This is a genomic window from Erythrobacter colymbi, from assembly GCF_002155685.1.
Taxonomy (GTDB): domain Bacteria; phylum Pseudomonadota; class Alphaproteobacteria; order Sphingomonadales; family Sphingomonadaceae; genus Erythrobacter; species Erythrobacter colymbi.
In genome coordinates this window covers 588,172-605,474 of record NZ_MUYK01000001.1, presented here as the reverse complement: position 1 = coordinate 605,474, position 17,303 = coordinate 588,172, and the positions used below count along the sequence as shown (strand labels likewise).

The 17,303-nt window shown below is 67.4% G+C and carries 14 protein-coding genes and 1 tRNA gene; 11 read left to right on the top strand and 4 right to left on the bottom strand.

Translation table 11 applies throughout. From position 1 onward, the window contains the following. Positions 1 to 195: 195 nt before the first annotated feature. The 7 genes from infA to BZF57_RS02720 all read left to right on the top strand — a co-directional run bounded on the left by infA (position 196) and on the right by BZF57_RS02720 (position 6,304). Entirely contained in the window at positions 196 to 441 is a 246-nt protein-coding gene (infA, locus tag BZF57_RS02750; protein WP_007163491.1) for a translation initiation factor IF-1, read from the top strand. A gap of 18 nt (positions 442 to 459) precedes the next feature. Continuing rightward, complete coding sequence (locus BZF57_RS02745) at positions 460 to 1,032, top strand: Maf family protein (protein WP_086734344.1); 573 nt, start codon at positions 460 to 462, stop codon at positions 1,030 to 1,032. A gap of 129 nt (positions 1,033 to 1,161) precedes the next feature. After that, entirely contained in the window at positions 1,162 to 2,124 is a 963-nt protein-coding gene (locus BZF57_RS02740; RefSeq protein ID WP_086734629.1) for a ribonuclease, read from the top strand. Then, positions 2,121 to 2,306, top strand: coding sequence for a DNA gyrase inhibitor YacG (yacG, locus tag BZF57_RS02735; RefSeq protein ID WP_086734342.1), 186 nt, complete (start codon positions 2,121 to 2,123; stop codon positions 2,304 to 2,306). The genes BZF57_RS02740 and yacG overlap by 4 nt, the downstream gene beginning before the upstream one ends. Positions 2,307 to 2,436: 130 nt before the next feature. After that, positions 2,437 to 2,511 (top strand) — tRNA-Phe (locus tag BZF57_RS02730). A gap of 23 nt (positions 2,512 to 2,534) precedes the next feature. Continuing rightward, positions 2,535 to 3,338, top strand: coding sequence for a phosphoribosylaminoimidazolesuccinocarboxamide synthase (gene purC / locus BZF57_RS02725; protein ID WP_086734340.1), 804 nt, complete (start codon positions 2,535 to 2,537; stop codon positions 3,336 to 3,338). 86 nt (positions 3,339 to 3,424) lie between these two features. Further along, positions 3,425 to 6,304, top strand: coding sequence for a M16 family metallopeptidase (locus BZF57_RS02720; protein ID WP_086734337.1), 2,880 nt, complete (start codon positions 3,425 to 3,427; stop codon positions 6,302 to 6,304). A 79-nt stretch (positions 6,305 to 6,383) separates the two neighbouring features. Here the strand turns inward: BZF57_RS02720 and BZF57_RS02715 are convergent, their stop codons facing one another. Then, the gene (locus BZF57_RS02715) at positions 6,384 to 8,630 is read right to left on the bottom strand and encodes a TonB-dependent receptor (protein WP_086734335.1); all 2,247 of its coding nucleotides are present in this window, start codon (positions 8,628 to 8,630) and stop codon (positions 6,384 to 6,386) included. A gap of 304 nt (positions 8,631 to 8,934) precedes the next feature. Here BZF57_RS02715 and purS point away from each other — a divergent pair, with 304 nt between their 5' ends. Then, positions 8,935 to 9,180 carry a phosphoribosylformylglycinamidine synthase subunit PurS gene (gene purS / locus BZF57_RS02710; protein ID WP_086734626.1) on the top strand — a complete coding sequence of 82 codons (246 nt, stop codon included), beginning with the start codon at positions 8,935 to 8,937 and terminating at the stop codon, positions 9,178 to 9,180. Beyond that, positions 9,180 to 9,869, top strand: a complete 690-nt coding sequence (gene purQ / locus BZF57_RS02705) for a phosphoribosylformylglycinamidine synthase subunit PurQ (protein WP_086734333.1) — start codon at positions 9,180 to 9,182, stop codon at positions 9,867 to 9,869. Before purS ends, purQ begins: the two co-directional genes overlap by 1 nt. Before the next feature lie 16 nt (positions 9,870 to 9,885). Here purQ and BZF57_RS02700 read toward each other — a convergent pair whose 3' ends face one another. After that, on the bottom strand, positions 9,886 to 12,180 hold the full coding sequence (locus BZF57_RS02700; protein WP_240505824.1) for a putative bifunctional diguanylate cyclase/phosphodiesterase: 2,295 nt from the start codon (positions 12,178 to 12,180) through the stop codon (positions 9,886 to 9,888). Between the two features lie 143 nt (positions 12,181 to 12,323). Beyond that, entirely contained in the window at positions 12,324 to 14,159 is a 1,836-nt protein-coding gene (gene glmS, locus BZF57_RS02695) for a glutamine--fructose-6-phosphate transaminase (isomerizing) (protein WP_086734331.1), read from the bottom strand. Positions 14,160 to 14,354: 195 nt separating this feature from the next. Between glmS and BZF57_RS02690 the strand changes: the two genes are divergently transcribed. Next, complete coding sequence (locus BZF57_RS02690; RefSeq protein ID WP_086734328.1) at positions 14,355 to 15,884, top strand: TadA family conjugal transfer-associated ATPase; 1,530 nt, start codon at positions 14,355 to 14,357, stop codon at positions 15,882 to 15,884. Positions 15,885 to 16,085: 201 nt separating this feature from the next. Here BZF57_RS02690 and BZF57_RS02685 read toward each other — a convergent pair whose 3' ends face one another. Next, the gene (locus tag BZF57_RS02685) at positions 16,086 to 16,325 is read right to left on the bottom strand and encodes a hypothetical protein (protein ID WP_086734325.1); all 240 of its coding nucleotides are present in this window, start codon (positions 16,323 to 16,325) and stop codon (positions 16,086 to 16,088) included. 65 nt (positions 16,326 to 16,390) lie between these two features. Here BZF57_RS02685 and BZF57_RS02680 point away from each other — a divergent pair, with 65 nt between their 5' ends. Beyond that, the gene (locus BZF57_RS02680; protein ID WP_086734323.1) at positions 16,391 to 17,302 is read left to right on the top strand and encodes a DMT family transporter; all 912 of its coding nucleotides are present in this window, start codon (positions 16,391 to 16,393) and stop codon (positions 17,300 to 17,302) included. The last annotated feature ends 1 nt before the right edge of the window (position 17,303 follow it).

The following is a 17,303-nucleotide window of genomic DNA, read 5'->3' as shown; positions in this document are numbered from 1 at the left end:
CGCTCCCTTGGGGCCATCGGTTTACGCGGTCTGATCGTGGCCGGATGCGGGGCGCGCCCGGCCGGAACCTGTCCGCAAAATCGTGTGGATCATCCGCCTAACGCACGAGCCTTCCCTTTTGGTTCCCGCATCGCTAAAGCGCGGCCAGCAATCGACGGGCGTATTGTGCGCCGCAACGAAAACCAAAGGGAATACATGGCCAAGGAAGAACTCCTCGAAATGCGCGGGCGCGTGGTTGAGTTGCTGCCCAATGCGATGTTCCGGGTGGAGCTTGAAAACGGCCATGAAGTGCTGGGGCACACCGCGGGCAAGATGCGCAAGAACCGCATCCGCGTGCTGGTGGGTGATGAAGTGCTGTGCGAACTCACCCCTTATGACCTGACCAAGGCGCGCATCACCTACCGCTTCATGCCGGGTCGCGGCGGCCCCGGCCCGCAGTAATTTCCTGCGGCGGCCCCGATGGGCGCCCTTCATCTGACACTGGCCTCGGCCTCGCCCCGGCGGCGCGAACTGCTCGCGCGGCTGGGCCTCGCGCCTGACGCCGTGACGCCAGCCGATATCGACGAGACTCCGCTCAAGGGCGAACTCCCCCGAGCCTATGCCCTGCGCATGGGGCGCGAGAAGGCGCTGGCGGTCGAGGCCCCCGGGTTCGTGCTGGCGGGCGACACGGTGGTAGCCGTGGGCCGCCGCATCCTTCCCAAGACGGAAGACCAAGCCGAAGCGCGCGCCTGCCTCGAACTGATGAGCGGGCGGCGGCATCAGGTGCTCTCGAGCGTCGTGCTGCGCGCTCCTGACGGCACACTGAGGGAACGCCTCGACGAGACGGTGGTGTGCTTCAAGCGGCTCTCGCCTGAGGAAGTCGCCGCCTATCTCGCGGGCGGCGAATGGCGCGGGAAGGCGGGCGGCTATGCCATCCAGGGCGCGGCCGAGGGCCTGATCGCGTGGATCAGAGGCAGCCATTCGGGCGTGATGGGCCTGCCGCTCTATCACACGAGGGCGCTGCTCAAGGCAGCGGGGTTTGCGATTGGGTGACTTGCCCACCCCCAACTCCGATACCTGCCCCGGCCACCGAGCCGGGGGCAAGCGGGAGGGAAGCGAGACTTGGTCGCGTAGCGGCCTAGTCGCAGCGGGGTGGGCCTTCACTACCGCCGAGGCTCGCTCGTGAACTGGCTCATCGAAGAAGGCATCGGCGAGACCCGCGGGCTGCTGGTCGAGGGCGAGCGTGTGCTGGCCGCGAAGCTGATGTGGCCGGGCGAGCTTGCCGCAGGCGCGCGCGCCACCGGCAGGCTCACCGCCAAGCTCAAGGGCACGCGCCGCGGGGTCGCGCAGCTCGATGGCGGCATCGAGGCGCTGGTCGATCACTTGCCGCCGCAGGTGACGGAGGGTCAGAGCCTCGATCTCGTCATCACCCGCGCGGCGTTGGCCGAGCGCGGGCGGCTGAAGCGCGCGCAGGCGCGGGTCGCGGGGGCGGATGCGCCCTCCCCCGCCCCGGGATGGCCGGAAGGGCGCATCGTCAGGCGCTTCCCCGCTGACCTGTGGGACGAGGTGTGGCACGCCGCTTCTTCGGGCAGCATCGCTTTTCCCAACGGCGAGATTCTCGTCAGTGTCACCCCGGCCATGACCGTAATCGACATCGACGGGATCGGCGCGCCGCGCGAAGTGGCGCTGGCAGCCGTCCCGGCCATCGCGCAGGCGCTGGCGTGGTTCGACCTTGGCGGGAATATCGGCATCGATTTCCCGACGCTCGCAACCAAGGAAGATCGCCGCGCGGTCGATGCGGCGCTGGAGGCGGCGCTCGGCGCCTTTCCGCATGAGCGCACCGCTATGAACGGCTTCGGCTTCGTCCAGATCGTCGCGCGGCTCACAGGCCCCTCGCTGCTGCACCGATTCGCGACGGCCCGCCTCGGCATGGCCGCGCGCATGGCCTTGCGGCGCGCGGAGCTGGCGGCGGATGCGGGCGGCAGGGGGCGCGTGCTGCAACTCGCGGTCCACCCCGCGCTCAAGGCCAAGCTCAAGGAAGCATGGCTCGCCGAACTCGCCCGCCGCACGGGACGCGAGGTGCGCGTCTCCGCCGATCCGGGGCTTGCCATCGAGGCCGCCCATGCCCAGCTTGTGGACGCATGACGACCGCGACCAAGCCCTGCCCGATCTGCCGCAAGCCGCGGCATCCGGACCACCATCCGTTCTGCTCCACGCGCTGCCGCGACCGCGATCTGGCGCGCTGGTTCTCCGATTCCTACGCCGTCCCCGGCCCTCCGGCCGATCCGGAAGAACTCGCGCAGGAAAGCTGGCGCGAGCAGGATTGAGACGGGGGCGGGCATTCTTGCGCTTTGTGGACAAATCCCCCTTGCCAAGCCCAAAACCCTTCGCCATAGGGCCGCTCTCATTTGCTCGCCGGGGCAGCCGAATGGCACCTCCCCGTCGCTCGCAGCGAATGCCCGGGTAGCTCAGGGGTAGAGCAGCGGATTGAAAATCCGCGTGTCGGTGGTTCAAATCCGCCCCCGGGCACCATTCGCTGAAAAGGGAAACAGACGATGTCCCGCCGCACCAAGCTCTACGAAGGCAAGGCCAAGATCCTCTACGAGGGTCCGGAGCCCGGCACGCTGATCCAGTATTTCAAGGACGATGCGACCGCCTTCAACGCGGAGAAGAAGGGCACGATCAACGGCAAGGGCGTGATCAACAATCGCATCAGCGAGCACGTCTTCACCCGCCTCGCCCATATCGGCATCCCCACCCACTTCATCCGCCGCCTCAACATGCGCGAGCAGCTGATCCGGCAGGTGGACATCATTCCGCTCGAAGTGGTGGTGCGCAACGTCGCCGCAGGCTCGATCAGCAAGCGCCTCGGGATCGAGGAAGGCGAGCCGCTGCCGCACACGCTAATCGAATATTACTACAAGGACGATGCGCTGGGCGATCCGCTGGTCGCCGAAGAGCACATCGCCTGCTTCAACTGGGCCTCGAACGACGAGATGCACGACATCTCCTCGATGGCGATCCGCATCAACGATTTCATGTGCGGGATGTTCGCCGCGATCGACATCCGCCTTGTCGACTTCAAGCTCGAATTCGGGCGGCTCTACGATGGCGATTACAGCCGCGTGATCCTCGCCGACGAGATCAGCCCCGATGGCTGCCGCCTGTGGGACATGGCCACCGGCGAAAAGCTCGACAAGGACCGCTTCCGCCGCGATCTGGGCGGCGAGGAAGAGGCCTATCGCGAAGTCGCGCGCCGGCTCGGCCTCTTGAACGGCGAGGATAATGGCCCGGGCGAGGTGTTCGACCTCTCCCACGCCCGCTCGCGCCTGCGCGGGCCCCCACCACTCAAGAAGTGACGCGCCTCAAGAAATAGGCTGACAGCCGCATTTCTCGCGCTAGTCTCGGGATTGGTCGCAACCGATCCGAGAGATGTCTGATTTACATGCGGAATTTTCCCCTTGCCGCCGGCCTGCTGCTGGCTCTGTCCCCGCTTGCCTTCACCACCGCGCTCGCCGCGCAGGATGCGCCCGCCGCTGAATCTGCGGCCAAGACCGAGGCGCCCAAGCCCGTCTGGGCTTTCGAGGCAAGCGACGTCCCGGTCGATCCCGGCTTCACCTTCGGGCGGCTCCCCAACGGGATGCGCTACGTCATCCGCCAGAACGCCACCCCGGCAGGCACCGCGCTGGTGCGGATGCGGGTCAATTCCGGCGCGCTCGAGGAGACCGACACCGAGCGCGGGCTTTCGCACTATCTCGAACACATGGCCTTCAACGGATCGAAGGGCATTCCCGAGGGCGAGATGGTCAAGCTGCTCGAACGCGAGGGACTGGCCTTCGGCGCGGACACCAACGCCTCGACCGGCTTCGAGAACATCACCTACATGCTCAACCTGCCGCGCAACGACGAGGCGCTGCTGGGCACGGCGCTGATGCTGATGCGCGAGACCGCGAGCGAGCTGACGATCTCGGACGAGGCCGTGGCGCGCGAGCGCGGGGTGATCCTTGCCGAGCGGCGCGACCGGGCGGGCTTCCAGCTTCGCAATTTCGAGGATAACGTCGCCTTCCTCGCCCCGCAGGCGCGCTATGGCCAGCGCATCCCGATCGGCACGCTCGAGGTGCTGGAGAAGGCCACCGCCGCGCAGATCCGCGCGCTCTACCAGCGCACCTACCGGCCCGAGAACACCGTGCTGGTGGTGGTCGGCGACTATCCCGTCGCGGTGGTCGAGGCGGCGATCAAGGCGCGCTTTGCCGACTGGGCGCCCGGCCCCGCCCCGGCCGAGCCCGATGCCGGGCCGATCGACGTGACGGCGAAGGGCAAGACCGACATCCACATCGACCCCGCCCTCCCCGAAAGCGTCGCCATCAGCCGCCTCGCCCCGTGGCGCGACGAGCCTGACACCCTCGCTAACCGCCGCACCGATCTGCTGCGCGGCATCGGCTACGGCATCGTCAACCGCCGCCTCGCCCGCCTCGCGCGCGGGGCCGATGCGCCGTTCCGCGGTGCAAGCTTCGGCTCGGGCGACATCTTCGAGGCCGCGCGGATCACCAGCCTCACCGTCAGCAGCGCCGACGGGGAGTGGAAGAAGGGCGTGCTCGCCGCGGTGCGCGAGGTGAACCAGGCGGTCACCTACGGCTTTACCCGCGCCGAGCTCGACGAGCAGCTCGCCAATATCCGCACCGGTCTGGAGAACGCCGCCAAGGCTGCCGACACCCGCGGCAATGCGGTGTTTGTGGGCGCGGCGCTGGGCCTCGCCAGCGACGAGCGGGTGCCCACCACCCCTGAATTCGCGCTCGCCAGTTTCGAGCAGTTCGCGCCCGAGATCACGCCCGAGGCCGTGTGGCAGGCGATGCGCGCGGATGCCACGCCGCTTACCGAGCCGCTGATCCGCTTCGAGGGCCGCACCGCGCCCGAAGGCGGCGAGGCGGCACTGCGAGGCGCCTTCGATGAAGGCATGAAGCTCGCCATCGCCGCGCCGGTCGACAACGGCCCGCTCGCCTTCGGCTACAGCGACTTCGGTCCGGCGGGCAAGGTCGTGTCCGACACCACCGAGCCGCGCCTCGGCTTCCGCGAAATCCGCTTCGCCAACGGCGTGCGCCTGACCCTCAAGAAGACCGATGTGCGCAAGGACCGCATCGCCTTCACGATGGCGGTCGACGGGGGCGATCTGATGAACACCCGCGAGGCGCCGACGGCGGTCTACCTCGCCACCTCGCTCGCGGCGGGCGGGCTCGGCAAGCACAGCGCGGACGAGCTAGCGAGCGTGCTGGCGGGCCGCAGCGTCAGCTTCGACCTCGACAGCGACACCGATGCCTTCACCGCCTCGTCCACGACCACTCCGCGCGATCTCGCCCTGCAGATGCAGGTGCTGGCCGCGACGCTGACCGATCCGGGTTACCGCCCCGAAGGCGTGGAGCGGTTCCGCAAGAACATCGACAACTTCTTCAACACGCTCGATTCCACCCCCGGCCGCGCGCTCTCCTCGGCGAGCGGGGCGATCCTGTCGGACAATGACCCGCGCTTCAGCCTCGCCCCGCGCGAGGCCTTCTTCGCGCTCGATTACGACGGCTTGCGCGCCGCGATCGGCGACCGGCTGGCCAAGGGGGCGATCGAAATCGCGCTGGTGGGCGACCTCGACGAGGAAGCGGCCATCGCCGCCGTCGCCGCGACCCTCGGCGCGCTGCCGCAGCGCGAGGCGGCGTTCAACCTGCGCGCGGAGAACCGCAGCCGCAGCTTCACCGCCAATCGCGGCCAGAAGGTCATCACCCACAAGGGCGAGCCCGACCAGGCGCTGCTGCAATGGGTCTGGCCGACCACCGACGACAAGGATTTGGCCGAGACGCTGCGGCTCGACCTGCTCTCGCGCATCGTCCGGCTGGAGCTGACCGACCGGCTGCGCGAGAAGCTGGGGCAGGCCTATTCGCCCTCGGCCGGATCGGCGCCGAGCCACTACTATCCCGGCTACGGCGCCTTCATCATCGGCGCCTCGGTCGCGGCCGACAAGCGCGCGGCAACCGAGGAGGCGGTGGCGGGGCTGCTTGCGGACCTGCGCGCCGCGCCGCTCGATGCCGACGTGATCGAGCGGGCGAGGAAGCCCTATCTCGAGGAATACAACAATGCGCTGAAGGACCTCGGCGGGTGGATGGGCCTTGCCGCCCGCGCCCAGAGCGAGCCCGAGCGGATCGACCGCTTCCTCGCCGTGCCGGACATCATGGCGAAGATTACGCCCGAGGATATCCATCAGATGGCGCTGAAGTACCTCGCTCCCGAGGGTGCGGTGGAGTTCGTGGTGGTGCCCGAAGCCTCCGTGCAGGCGCAGGACTAGCGGGCACAGAAAAGGCCGGCAGGTCGCCCCCTGCCGGCCTTCCCCGTAAGGCGCGCTCCCCTCGCGGGGGCGCTAACCGTCAGTACTTGACGCTGAACATCGCGCCGATGACGCGCGGATCGTTCACGAAAGCGGTGTTGTTGTTGAAGTCGATCACGCCGAGAACGTTGTCCTCGTCGGTGATGTTGCGCGCGAAGGCGGCGACTTCCCACTGGCCGTTGCCGCCCGAGTAGCCGATCTTCAGGCCGCCCTCGATCCGGCTCTTGGCGTTGAACTCCTTGCTTTCGTAGAGCAGGAAGTTGGTTTCGCCGAGATAGGTCCAGTCGGTGAAGATGAAGAACTCGCCGGCATTGCCCACGGGCACGCTGTAGCGGGCGGTGAAGTCACCGCTCCATTCCGGCGCGTTGGGGAAGGGGTTGCCGTTGATGCGCGCAAACCGGCTGACGCTGCCGTCCGGGTTGTTCACCGAACGGAACGGATCGGTGATGGTGCACTGGCGGCAGCCGCCCACTTCGAGGGTGGCGTCCTGGATTTCGGTGTTGTTGTAGGCAACGCCAAGGGTCACGAGGAACTGCGGGCTGATCTGGAAGGCGCCGTCGAACTCGAGACCATAGGCCTCGCCCTTGTTGGCGTTGATCAGCTGCACGAGGTTGCCCGCGCCGCCGACCGCGGTGAACTGCGGGTCGCTGACGGTGTAGTAGTAGACCGCACCGTTCAGACGCACGCGGCGATCGGCGAGCTCGGTCTTGAAGCCTGCCTCGTAGGAGGTGATGTTCTCCGACTGGGCGATCGAAGGCGCGCTGAAGAAGGCGACGTCACGGCCCTGGATGGTCGGCCCGCGGAACGAGTTGGCGACCTTGGCATAGACGCTCGCGTCGTCCGACACGTCGGCGAACAGGCTGATATCCCAATCGACGTTCTTGTCACCCACGCTGCGCGGCTGGCGGGCGGCACCCGAGCGGACGAAGAAGTCCTTCTGGTCATCGGTGTAGCGCAGGCCGCCGGTGACGCGCAGGGTCTCGGTCAGCTGGTAGGTCGCCTGACCGAACAGCGCCCAGGCTTCGTTGGTGTGGTTGACGGTAACCGGCGGCGGGAAGGTGAAGCCGACGGTGGTGACGTCGAAGTCGCTGTCGAAGTAGAAGCCGCCGATCTGCCAGCTGAGCGGACCATCGCCGTTCGAGGCGAGGCGGATTTCCTGCGTGGTCTGCTTGAGGTCGATCGAGTCCTGCGTGTCCGAGGGGAACGGGATCAGACCCGGACCGCCGCCGCCCGGCAGGAACACCGCGCCGAAGCCGCCGTCGATGTCACCACGGCTCGAACCTTCGCTGGTCCAGTGGCTGGTGATCGAGGTCAGGGTGACGCCGTCGAACTCGTAGGCCGCGGTCAGCGTCGCGCCGAACTGCTGGTACTTCGCCACGTTGCCGCCGCCGGCGTCATAGAACACCGTGTCGCGGTCGTAGTTGCTGTTGAGCTTGTTGCTGCCCGGGCCGAGGATGTTGGCGCGGAAGAAGGTCGACGACCCGTCGAGGTCGCGGAAGTTGACCGCGGCCAGGATGCTCGACCGGTCGCTCGGCGTGAACAGCAGCTGCGCGCGGGCGGCGACATCGGTGAAGCCGCCGAGCACGTTGTCGTCGCCGGTGAAGCCGTTGCTGATCCAGTCACCGCGGCGCTGGATCTGGGCAGAGGCGCGGAAGGCCAGCACGTCCTTGGCGATCGAGCCGCCGACCGCACCGCTCAGCGAGAAGGTGTCGAGGCTGCCGAACGAGATCGCGGCGTTGGCCGAGGTGTCGTGGCTCGGCTTGACGCTGGTGATCTTCACCGCGCCGGCCGGAGTGTTGCGGCCGAACAGCGTGCCCTGCGGGCCGCGCAGCACTTCAACGCGCTCCACGTCGAAGATCGGGAAGCTCTTGAGGGTCACGTTCTCGAGCACGACGTCGTCGAGCAGCACCGAGACCGGCTGCGAGGCGGCGAGGTCGAAGTCGGTGTTGCCGAGGCCGCGAATATAGAAGCGCGGGGCGACGCGGCCGTTCGAACTTTCGACGTTGAGGCCGGGGACGGTGCCGGCCAGCGCGGTGATGTCACCGGCGGCGCTGAAGACGGCGCCGACGCGCTCGGTATCGAGGATTTCGGCCGATACGGCGACGTCCTGAAGGTTTTCCTCGCGGCGGTTGGCGGTGACGATGATGGTGGCCAGCTGGCCCTCGTCAGCGGTGGCGGCGGCGGTGTCGTCCTGCGCGGCGGCAGGAGCGGCAAAGCCCAGAGCAGCAGCAGCGAGCACGGTCGAGCCGGCCCAGGCGGCACGGAATGCGGCAAAGCGGTGTGACATCGGATTACCCCCTTATGATTGTCGAACGGAGAGTGGGTGTGACGCGCGCGGTGACATTTTTGTCCGATTCGCGCGAGTTTCACGGATGCAAATGTTGCAGCAAAGCGACGAGAACCAACCGATCTTGGGAAGGTTGTTGCAACAGGGTTACAATCACAGGGCAGTTTTGACCGGGATATGACGGCTCGGTGACGCACCCCGGCGGTGCAGAAGCCGCATCACCGCGATTGCGCCTGCGCGGCGGGACGCTATAGGCCCCGCAAGCGGTCCGGCCGCAGCGGCGGAATCAATGGAGCATCAGGCCATGCAAGTGCGCGTCCTCGTCAGGTTGAAGCCCGGTGTGCTCGATCCGCAGGGGCGTGCGGTGCACCACGCGCTCGAAGGTCTCGGCTTTGCCGGGGTCGAGGATGTCCGCATCGGCCGCCTGATCGAGCTCGACGTCGCCGAAGGCACCGATCACGCCACGATCACGCAGATGTGCGAGAAGCTGCTCGCCAACACCGTGATCGAGAGCTTCACGATCGAAGGCTTGGGCGAAGGCGCAAACTGATGGCATTCCGGGCAGCGGTCATCACCTTCCCCGGCTCCAACTGCGACCGGGACATGGCAAGCGCGCTCGCCGCGGTGTCGGGCGCACCTGCGATCCGCGTGTGGCACGGCGATGCCGATCTTCCTGACAACCTCGATCTGATCGCTCTGCCCGGCGGCTTTTCTTACGGGGACTACCTGCGCTCGGGCGCGATGGCGGCGACCAGCCCGATCATGCGCGCGGTTGTCGCAGCAGCAGGACGCGGCGTGCCGGTGCTGGGCGTGTGCAACGGCTTCCAGGTCCTCACCGAAGCGCGCCTGCTGCCCGGCGCCCTGCTGCGCAATGCCGGCCAGCGCTTCATCTGCCGCACCGTGGCGCTCAAGGTCGAAAACACCGCCTCGCCCTTCACCGCAGGCTACACCGCGGGCGAGACGATCCGCATTCCCGTCGCCCACCATGACGGCAACTACTACGCCGACGCCGAAACGCTCGACCGGCTCGAAGGCGAAGGCCTTGTCGCCTTCCGCTATGCCGAGAGCGTCAACGGATCGGCGCGCGACATTGCCGGGGTGGTGAGCGAGAACGGCCGGGTGCTGGGCATGATGCCGCACCCCGAACGCGCGATCGAGCCGGCGGCCGTGAGCGCGCTCGGCGGCGCGGACGGGCGGCGGATGTTCGAGAGCATTCTGGCGAGCTTCGCGACCGCCTGAGCGCGGCCCGCACCTGTCAGGCGCGGCGTTCCTTCATCAGGTTGAACAGGCTGCGCGCGTCTTCCGCGGTCATCGGCCGTCCGAAATAGAAGCCCTGGATCTTGTCGCAGCCGAGGCTGCGGATCAGTTCGGCTTCCTCGCTGGTCTCCACGCCTTCCGCGGTCGTGGTCATCTGCAGGCTCTTGGCCATCGCCACCACCGCGTTGATGATCGCGAGGCTCTCCGCGCTGCCCTGTGCCGCGCCCTGCACGAAGGTGCGATCGACCTTGATGGTCGAGAACTTGAGCTTCCTCAGGTAGCCCAATGAGGAATAGCCCGTCCCGAAATCGTCGAGCGCGACCGAGCAACCCAGCGCCATCGCCTGTTCCAGCGCGTTGCGGGCGACGCTGGCATCGCGCAGGAAAATGCTCTCGGTCACCTCGATCTCGAGCCGTTCGGGCCTGAGGCCGGTCGCCGCGAGCGCCTGCACCACCTCGTCATGGAAGCCGGGTTCGAGCAGCTGTTCGGGCGAGACGTTGACATTGACCTTCACGTGCTCGGGCCAGTTGCGCGCCTCTTCGCAGGCCTTGCGCATCACCCATTGCCCGATCGGCACGATGAGGCGCGTGTCCTCGGCCAGCGGGATGAACTTGCCGGGACTGACGAAACCGTGCTCGGCACTGTTCCAGCGCACCAGCGCCTCGAAGCTGACGACGCTTTCGGTGCGCGCGTCGACGACGGGCTGGTAATGCAGCACCATCTCGTCACGGCCCAGCGCCTTGCGCAGCGCGACCTCAAGCTGGCGCCGCTCCTCGGCCGAGGCGTGGAGCACGGGTTCGAAGCGGCAATGCTCGCCACCGCCGCTGTCCTTGGCGCGGTAGAGCGCAAGGTCGGCATTGCGCATCATCTCCTCGACCGTGTTCCCGTCGCGCGGGCCCTCGGCCGAGCCGACGCTGGCGCCGACGTAAAGCGTGTGATGATCGACCTGATAGGGCTCTGACAGGCGGTTGATGACGCGGCGCGCCAGATCGCCGATCACACCCGGCGTGCTCGCATCGCGGATAACGATGGCAAACTCGTCGCCGCCCAGACGCCCGCACAGCTGGTTCTCGCCCATCAGCGATTGCAGCCGCGCCGACACCTGCGCCAGCAGCTTGTCGCCGGTCATGTGGCCGAGCGAATCGTTGACCGCCTTGAACCGGTCGAGGTCCACCATCAGCAGCGCGCAGCGCGTGCGCCACTGCACGGCATAGCGCAGCGCCTCGCCCAGCGCCTCGGTCAGTTGCAGGCGATTGGGCAGCTGGGTGAGCGTGTCGTATCGCGCGAGATAGGCGATCTTTTCGGAGGACTTGCGCTGTTCGGTCACATCCGATCCGACCCCGCGGAAGCCCGTGAAGCGCCCCTGTTCGTCGCGCATCGGCGTGCCCGAAAGCTCCCACCAGCGCTCTTCCCCCAGGATCGAGACCTGCACCAGCATGTTCGAGAAATTCTCGCGGTTCTTGAGCCGCTCGGCCAGATCGTGGAGGCTGGCGGGGAACTGGCCGCTCTCCCAGTTGGCGCCCGCGACCATTTCGAGCAGCGGCTTGCCCTCGACATCGCCCTGCGTCCGGCCGAGCGCGAAGGCGAAGCGCGGGGAGACCGCACGCAGGCGGCGGGCCGGATCGACCTCCCACAGCCAGTCGGCCTCGTTCTCCTCGAACTCGCGCAGGAGGAGCGAGACGACCTCTTCCTTCTCGATCACGGCAGCCTCGGCCAGCCGCGCCTTCACGAAGGTGGTGCGCACCTGCACGGTCGCCACCAGCGCCGCGATGGTGAACAGGATCGCTCCGCCCATCGCCTGCCACTGGCCCGACAGCGCCAGCGAGACGATCGCGCCCGCGCCGAGCGTGCCGATGTAGAGCAGTACGCTGACGGGCGAGGTGGAGAAGACGAAGGTCGATGCCGTCATCAGCGCCAGCGTGACCAGCAGCAGGGTCAGCTCCTGCGCACCGCCCGACAGCAGCGGAAAGGCAATCAGCGCCGCAACCCAGCACAGCGCGCCGGCCACGGCGTTGCGGTTCTGCTGGCTTTCCAGCGTGGCCGGGCCGACACGCGCGCCGGGTGCGGCGATCAGCAGATCGGTCTGGCGGGTCTTGTAGAGGATGAACGCAAGCAGCGCCGCCCAGGGCACCACATAGACCAGCCCGATCAGCGGACCGAAGACCGAGGCGATGAAGGCCGCCAGCAACGCGTTGGCCAGCATCCGGTTGCGGCTCGCCTGAGCCAGCTCGCCATACTCGTCGCCCCGCAGGCGCGTGGGATCGAACGCAGGATTGCGCGTCAATCCGAGCACGTCGGAGATCGGCAATTCGGCGGGGGGCGCCGGTTGCGGAGAGGAAAGGTGCTTGCCCACGGCCTACACCTTAACCGCTAATGGTTAGGGCCCCGTAAAGCTCCGAGGATATCCGGCGCGATATTTGGTTAAGAACGGCAGGCCTATTCGACCGTCACCGACTTCGCCAGATTGCGCGGCTGGTCGACGTCCGTGCCCTTCACCACGGCCACGTGATAGGCCAGCAGTTGCACCGGAACGGCATAGACCAGCGGCACGATCAGCGGGTGGACGACCGGCATCTCGATGGTCGCGATGCAGCCTTCGCCCGCGTGGGCGATGCCTTCCGCGTCCGAGATCAGCACCACCTGCCCGCCGCGCGCGCGCACCTCCTCCATGTTGGAGACGGTCTTTTCGAACAGCGGGCCCGACGGCGCGATCACCACCACCGGCACGGCATCGTCGATCAGCGCGATCGGCCCGTGCTTCATCTCGCCCGCGGCATAGCCTTCGGCGTGGATGTAGCTGATTTCCTTCAATTTCAGCGCGCCTTCCAGCGCCAGCGGATAGTCCTGCCCGCGGCCCAGATAAAGCACGTCGCGCGCCGGGGCGACGAGGTGCGCCATCGCGGCGATGTCGTCATCGTGGGCAAGCGCGGCGTTGAGCGCGGCGGGCGCTTCGAGCAGGTGGCGCACGATCTCGGCCTCCTGCTCGCGGTCGAGGCGGCCCTTCTTCACCGCCATGTGCGCCGCCAGCGCGGCGAGCACGGCAAGCTGGCAAGTGAAGGCCTTGGTCGAGGCGACGCCGATTTCCGGCCCGGCGTGGGTGGGCAGCAGCAGATCGGCCTCGCGCGCCATCGTGCTGGTCGGCACGTTGACGACGACGCCGATGGTCTGCCCGTTGGCCTTGCAGTGGCGCAGCGCGGCGAGCGTGTCGGCGGTCTCCCCGCTCTGCGAGATGAACAGCGCAAGCCCGCCCTCCTCCAGCACCGGGTTGCGGTAACGGAATTCCGAGGCGACATCGATGTCGACCGGCACGCGGGCGAATTGCTCGAACCAGTATTTCGCCACCATCCCGGCGTAGAAGCTGGTGCCGCAGGCGACGATCGTCAGGCGGCGGATGGCGGAGAGGTCGAAATCGATCTGCGGCAGCGCGACCGAATTGTCCGAACGGCGCAGATAGGATGCGAGCGTCTGCGCCACCACGGTGGGCTGCTCGTAGATCTCCTTCTGCATGAAGTGGCGGTAATTGCCCTTCTCGACCGCCGCCGCCGATGCACCCGAGGTCTGGATCTCGCGGGTGACGGGGTTACCCTCGATATCGAAGATCTCCGCACTGCCGCGCTTGATCACCACCCAGTCGCCCTCTTCGAGATAGGCGATGCGCTGGGTCAGCGGCGCGAGCGCGAGTGCGTCGGAGCCGAGATACATCTCCGCGTCCGCGCCCTCGGGGCCATAGCCCAGCACCAGCGGCGAGCCGAGGCGCGCGCCGATCAGCAGATCGGGATAGCGGCGGAAGGCGATGGCCAGCGCGAAGGCCCCGCGCAGGCGCGGCAGAACGCGGCGCACCGCCTCGGCCGGTTCCGCCCCGGCTTCGACCTCGACCGAGATCAGGTGGGCGACGATTTCGGTATCGGTCTCGCTCTCGAACACGCGGCCCTTGGCGGCGAGTTCGGCGCGCAATTCCTTGTAATTCTCGATGATCCCGTTGTGGACGATGGCAAGCTCGCCCGTCGCGTGAGGGTGGGCATTGGCCGCGGTCGGCGCGCCGTGGGTCGCCCAGCGGGTGTGCGCGATGCCGACATTGCCCGGCGCCGGATCATGCGCGAGCACGTTTACCAGATTGGCCAGCCGCCCCTCGGCACGGCGGCGCACCAGTTCCCCGCCGTGCAGCGTGCACACGCCCGCGCTGTCATAGCCGCGATATTCCATGCGCTTGAGCCCGTCGACCAGCCGGTCGGCGACGCTGCTCTGACCCACGATACCGATAATGCCGCACATCGTTCTGGCTTTTCCCTTGCTGCCGATTCCGCCGCTCTAGCGCCGGCCTCCTTAACGACAACCCCAACGCCGCCGGCTTGAAAAGGTGTTTAGGAAAAAAACAACCATTCCCACCTATTCACCATTTCTCGTGACGCAGCTTTCGCCTTTTCGGGGCGATCTGCGCAGGTTGGTAGAGACCCTCGGGGGCTGGGAATGAGCGCATTCGGCAAAAAGGGCAATGCAGGCGGGATGAAGCCGGGCGCCAGGCCCGCTTTCGGTGTCGCACGGCCCATGAAGGGCGCGGGCGCTGCCCCGCGCGGCGGCGAGCAGTTCCCGCCGATCCCGGGTGAAGCCGCTCCGGCGCGCCCCGCTCCGGCTCCGACCCCGGCGCCCAGCCGTCCGCAGACGACCTCGGAGGCGATCGACCGCCTCAACGAGCGCATGGCCGCGGTCAACGAGGCCAATTCGGAAGTCGGCGGCTTCGAAGCCAGCGTCCACAAGATCAAGGAACAGGTGCTCCCGCGCCTGCTCGAACGTGTCGACCCCGAAGCGGCCGCGACGCTTTCCAAGGAGGAGCTCTCCGAGGAATTCCGCCCGATCATCATGGAAGTGCTGGCCGAGCTGAAGGTCACCCTCAACCGGCGCGAACAGTTCGCGCTGGAAAAGGTGCTGATCGACGAGCTGCTCGGCTTCGGCCCTCTGGAAGAGCTGCTGAACGATCCGGACGTGTCCGATATCATGGTCAACGGCCCGGACCAGACCTACATCGAAAAGAAGGGCAAGCTCCAGCTCGCCCCGATCCGCTTCCGCGACGAACAGCACCTGTTCCAGATCGCCCAGCGCATCGTGAACCAGGTCGGCCGCCGCGTCGACCAGACCACCCCGCTCGCGGACGCCCGCCTCAAGGACGGCAGCCGTGTGAACGTGATCGTGCCGCCGCTTTCGCTGCGCGGCACCGCGATCTCGATTCGTAAGTTCTCCGAAAAGCCGATCACCATCGACATGCTGCGCGACTTCGGGTCGATGTCGGACAAGATGGCGACCGCGCTGAAGATTGCCGGCGCGTGCCGCATGAACATCGTCATCTCGGGCGGTACCGGTTCGGGTAAGACGACGATGCTCAACGCCCTGTCGAAGATGATCGACCCGGGCGAGCGCGTGCTGACCATCGAAGACGCGGCGGAACTCCGCCTGCAGCAGCCGCACTGGCTGCCGCTCGAAACCCGCCCGCCGAACCTCGAAGGCCAGGGCGCGATCACCATCGGCGACCTCGTGAAGAACGCCCTGCGTATGCGTCCTGACCGCATCATCCTGGGCGAAATTCGCGGCGCGGAGTGTTTCGACCTCCTCGCGGCGATGAACACCGGTCACGACGGCTCGATGTGTACGCTCCACGCCAACAGCCCGCGCGAATGCCTTGGCCGTATGGAAAACATGATCCTGATGGGCGACATCAAGATCCCCAAGGAAGCCATCAGCCGCCAGATCGCCGAATCGGTGGATCTCATCGTGCAGGTCAAGCGTCTGCGCGACGGTTCGCGCCGCACCACCAACATCACCGAGGTGATCGGGATGGAAGGCGACGTGATCGTGACGCAGGAGCTGTTCAAGTTCGAATATCTCGACGAGACCGACGACGGGAAGATCCTCGGCGAATTCCGCTCGTCGGGCCTTCGCCCCTACACGCTCGAAAAGGCGCGCCAGTTCGGCTTCGATCAGGCGTATCTGGAGGCCTGCCTGTAAGGCAGGCGCTCCGGGCCCTCCGGCCCGGAGTTTCGGCCTAACCGGCCGGCCGCCGTTCGGCCTTGCGAACCCTGCGGGTTCGAACGGCATCCATAAGCTCAGGTTTTCAGGTCTCTCCCCGTTCCGTGAGGAATGGGGAGGTGGCAGCCGCGCCAGCGGCTGACGGAGGGGTACGAGGCACATACCCCTCCGTCACGCTGCCTAGCCCTTCATCACCGCCGGCAGCGCCATCGCGAGGCACCCTGCGCCGAGCATCGCGGCGAGCACGAACAGGGTCGTCCACGGCATCCACCCGACCGCTTCCAGCTTCGCCAGATTGCGCGCGCGGGCGCGGCGGCGCTCCATCAGGGTGAACACCCCGGCAAGCAGCCACAGCCCCCCGCCGATCCACGCCAGCTGCGCGGCATCGCTCATCAGCTCGAATTGCGCGATCAGATCCATCGCGGCCCCATGTAGGACGCGGGGCGGGTTGCGCAATCCTCGCCCTGCGGCCAAGGCTGGCGGCGATGGATGGCTCGATCGCCCGCCCCCGCCCGCTGCTCGCGCTGTTCGTGCGGCTGCTCGCCGCCTTCGCGCTGGCGACGATGGGCATGCTGGTGAAGCTCGCCGGCGAACGCGGCGCGCATCTGATGGAGCTGATATTCTGGCGGCAGGCGCTCACCGTGGTGCTGCTGGGCGCGGGGCTGGCGCTGACCGGCAGGCTCGCGATGCTCAGGACCAACCGGATCGGCGCGCAGGCGCGGCGCGCCTTCAGCGGGCTGTTCGGAATGGTCTTCACCTATGGCGCCGTTCTCCTGCTGCCACTCGCCGAGGCGACGACGCTCGGCTTCACCGCCCCGGTCTTTGCCGTGCTGATCGGCATGATCCTGTTCGGCGAGAAGATCGGCCCCTACCGCTGGAGCGCGGTGGCGATGGGCTTTGCCGGGGTGCTGGTGGTGATGCAGCCCTTTGGCGCCCTGCACGAAGGCGTGACGCTGGCGGGGATCGCGGTCGGCCTTGTCGCGCCCTTCATGGTGGCGGTGATCAGCCACCAGTTGCAGGACCTCAACACCACCGAGAACCCGTGGAGCATCGTCTTCTGGTTCGCCGCGATCACCACGCCGGTCGCCGCCATCGCCCTGCCCTTCGTCGGCGCGGCGCATGATCCGGTCACATGGGCGCTGATCCTCGGCATGGGCCTCGTCGGCGCGGCCGCGCAGATGCTGCTCACCACCTCGCTGCGCTTCGGATCGGCGGCGGTGATCCTGCTGATGGACTACACCGCGCTGCTATGGGCGAGCTTCTACGGCTACACCATCTTCGACCGCGCCCCGCCCGCCAGCCTGTGGCTCGGCGCGCCGCTGATCATCGGAGCGGGCCTGCTGATCGCCTGGCGCGAACGGCAACTCGCCCGATCCCGGGTGCATTCCGGCGAATAGG

Coding starts and splice junctions, on each gene's coding strand:
- infA (WP_007163491.1), top strand. CDS start 196: ATGGCCAAGGAAGAACTCCTCGAAATGCGCGGGCGCGTGGTTGAGTTG.
- BZF57_RS02745 (WP_086734344.1), top strand. CDS start 460: ATGGGCGCCCTTCATCTGACACTGGCCTCGGCCTCGCCCCGGCGGCGC.
- yacG (WP_086734342.1), top strand. CDS start 2,121: ATGACGACCGCGACCAAGCCCTGCCCGATCTGCCGCAAGCCGCGGCAT.
- purC (WP_086734340.1), top strand. CDS start 2,535: ATGTCCCGCCGCACCAAGCTCTACGAAGGCAAGGCCAAGATCCTCTAC.
- BZF57_RS02720 (WP_086734337.1), top strand. CDS start 3,425: ATGCGGAATTTTCCCCTTGCCGCCGGCCTGCTGCTGGCTCTGTCCCCG.
- BZF57_RS02715 (WP_086734335.1), bottom strand. CDS start 8,630: ATGTCACACCGCTTTGCCGCATTCCGTGCCGCCTGGGCCGGCTCGACC.
- purS (WP_086734626.1), top strand. CDS start 8,935: ATGCAAGTGCGCGTCCTCGTCAGGTTGAAGCCCGGTGTGCTCGATCCG.
- purQ (WP_086734333.1), top strand. CDS start 9,180: ATGGCATTCCGGGCAGCGGTCATCACCTTCCCCGGCTCCAACTGCGAC.
- glmS (WP_086734331.1), bottom strand. CDS start 14,159: ATGTGCGGCATTATCGGTATCGTGGGTCAGAGCAGCGTCGCCGACCGG.
- BZF57_RS02690 (WP_086734328.1), top strand. CDS start 14,355: ATGAGCGCATTCGGCAAAAAGGGCAATGCAGGCGGGATGAAGCCGGGC.
- BZF57_RS02685 (WP_086734325.1), bottom strand. CDS start 16,325: ATGGATCTGATCGCGCAATTCGAGCTGATGAGCGATGCCGCGCAGCTG.
- BZF57_RS02680 (WP_086734323.1), top strand. CDS start 16,391: ATGGATGGCTCGATCGCCCGCCCCCGCCCGCTGCTCGCGCTGTTCGTG.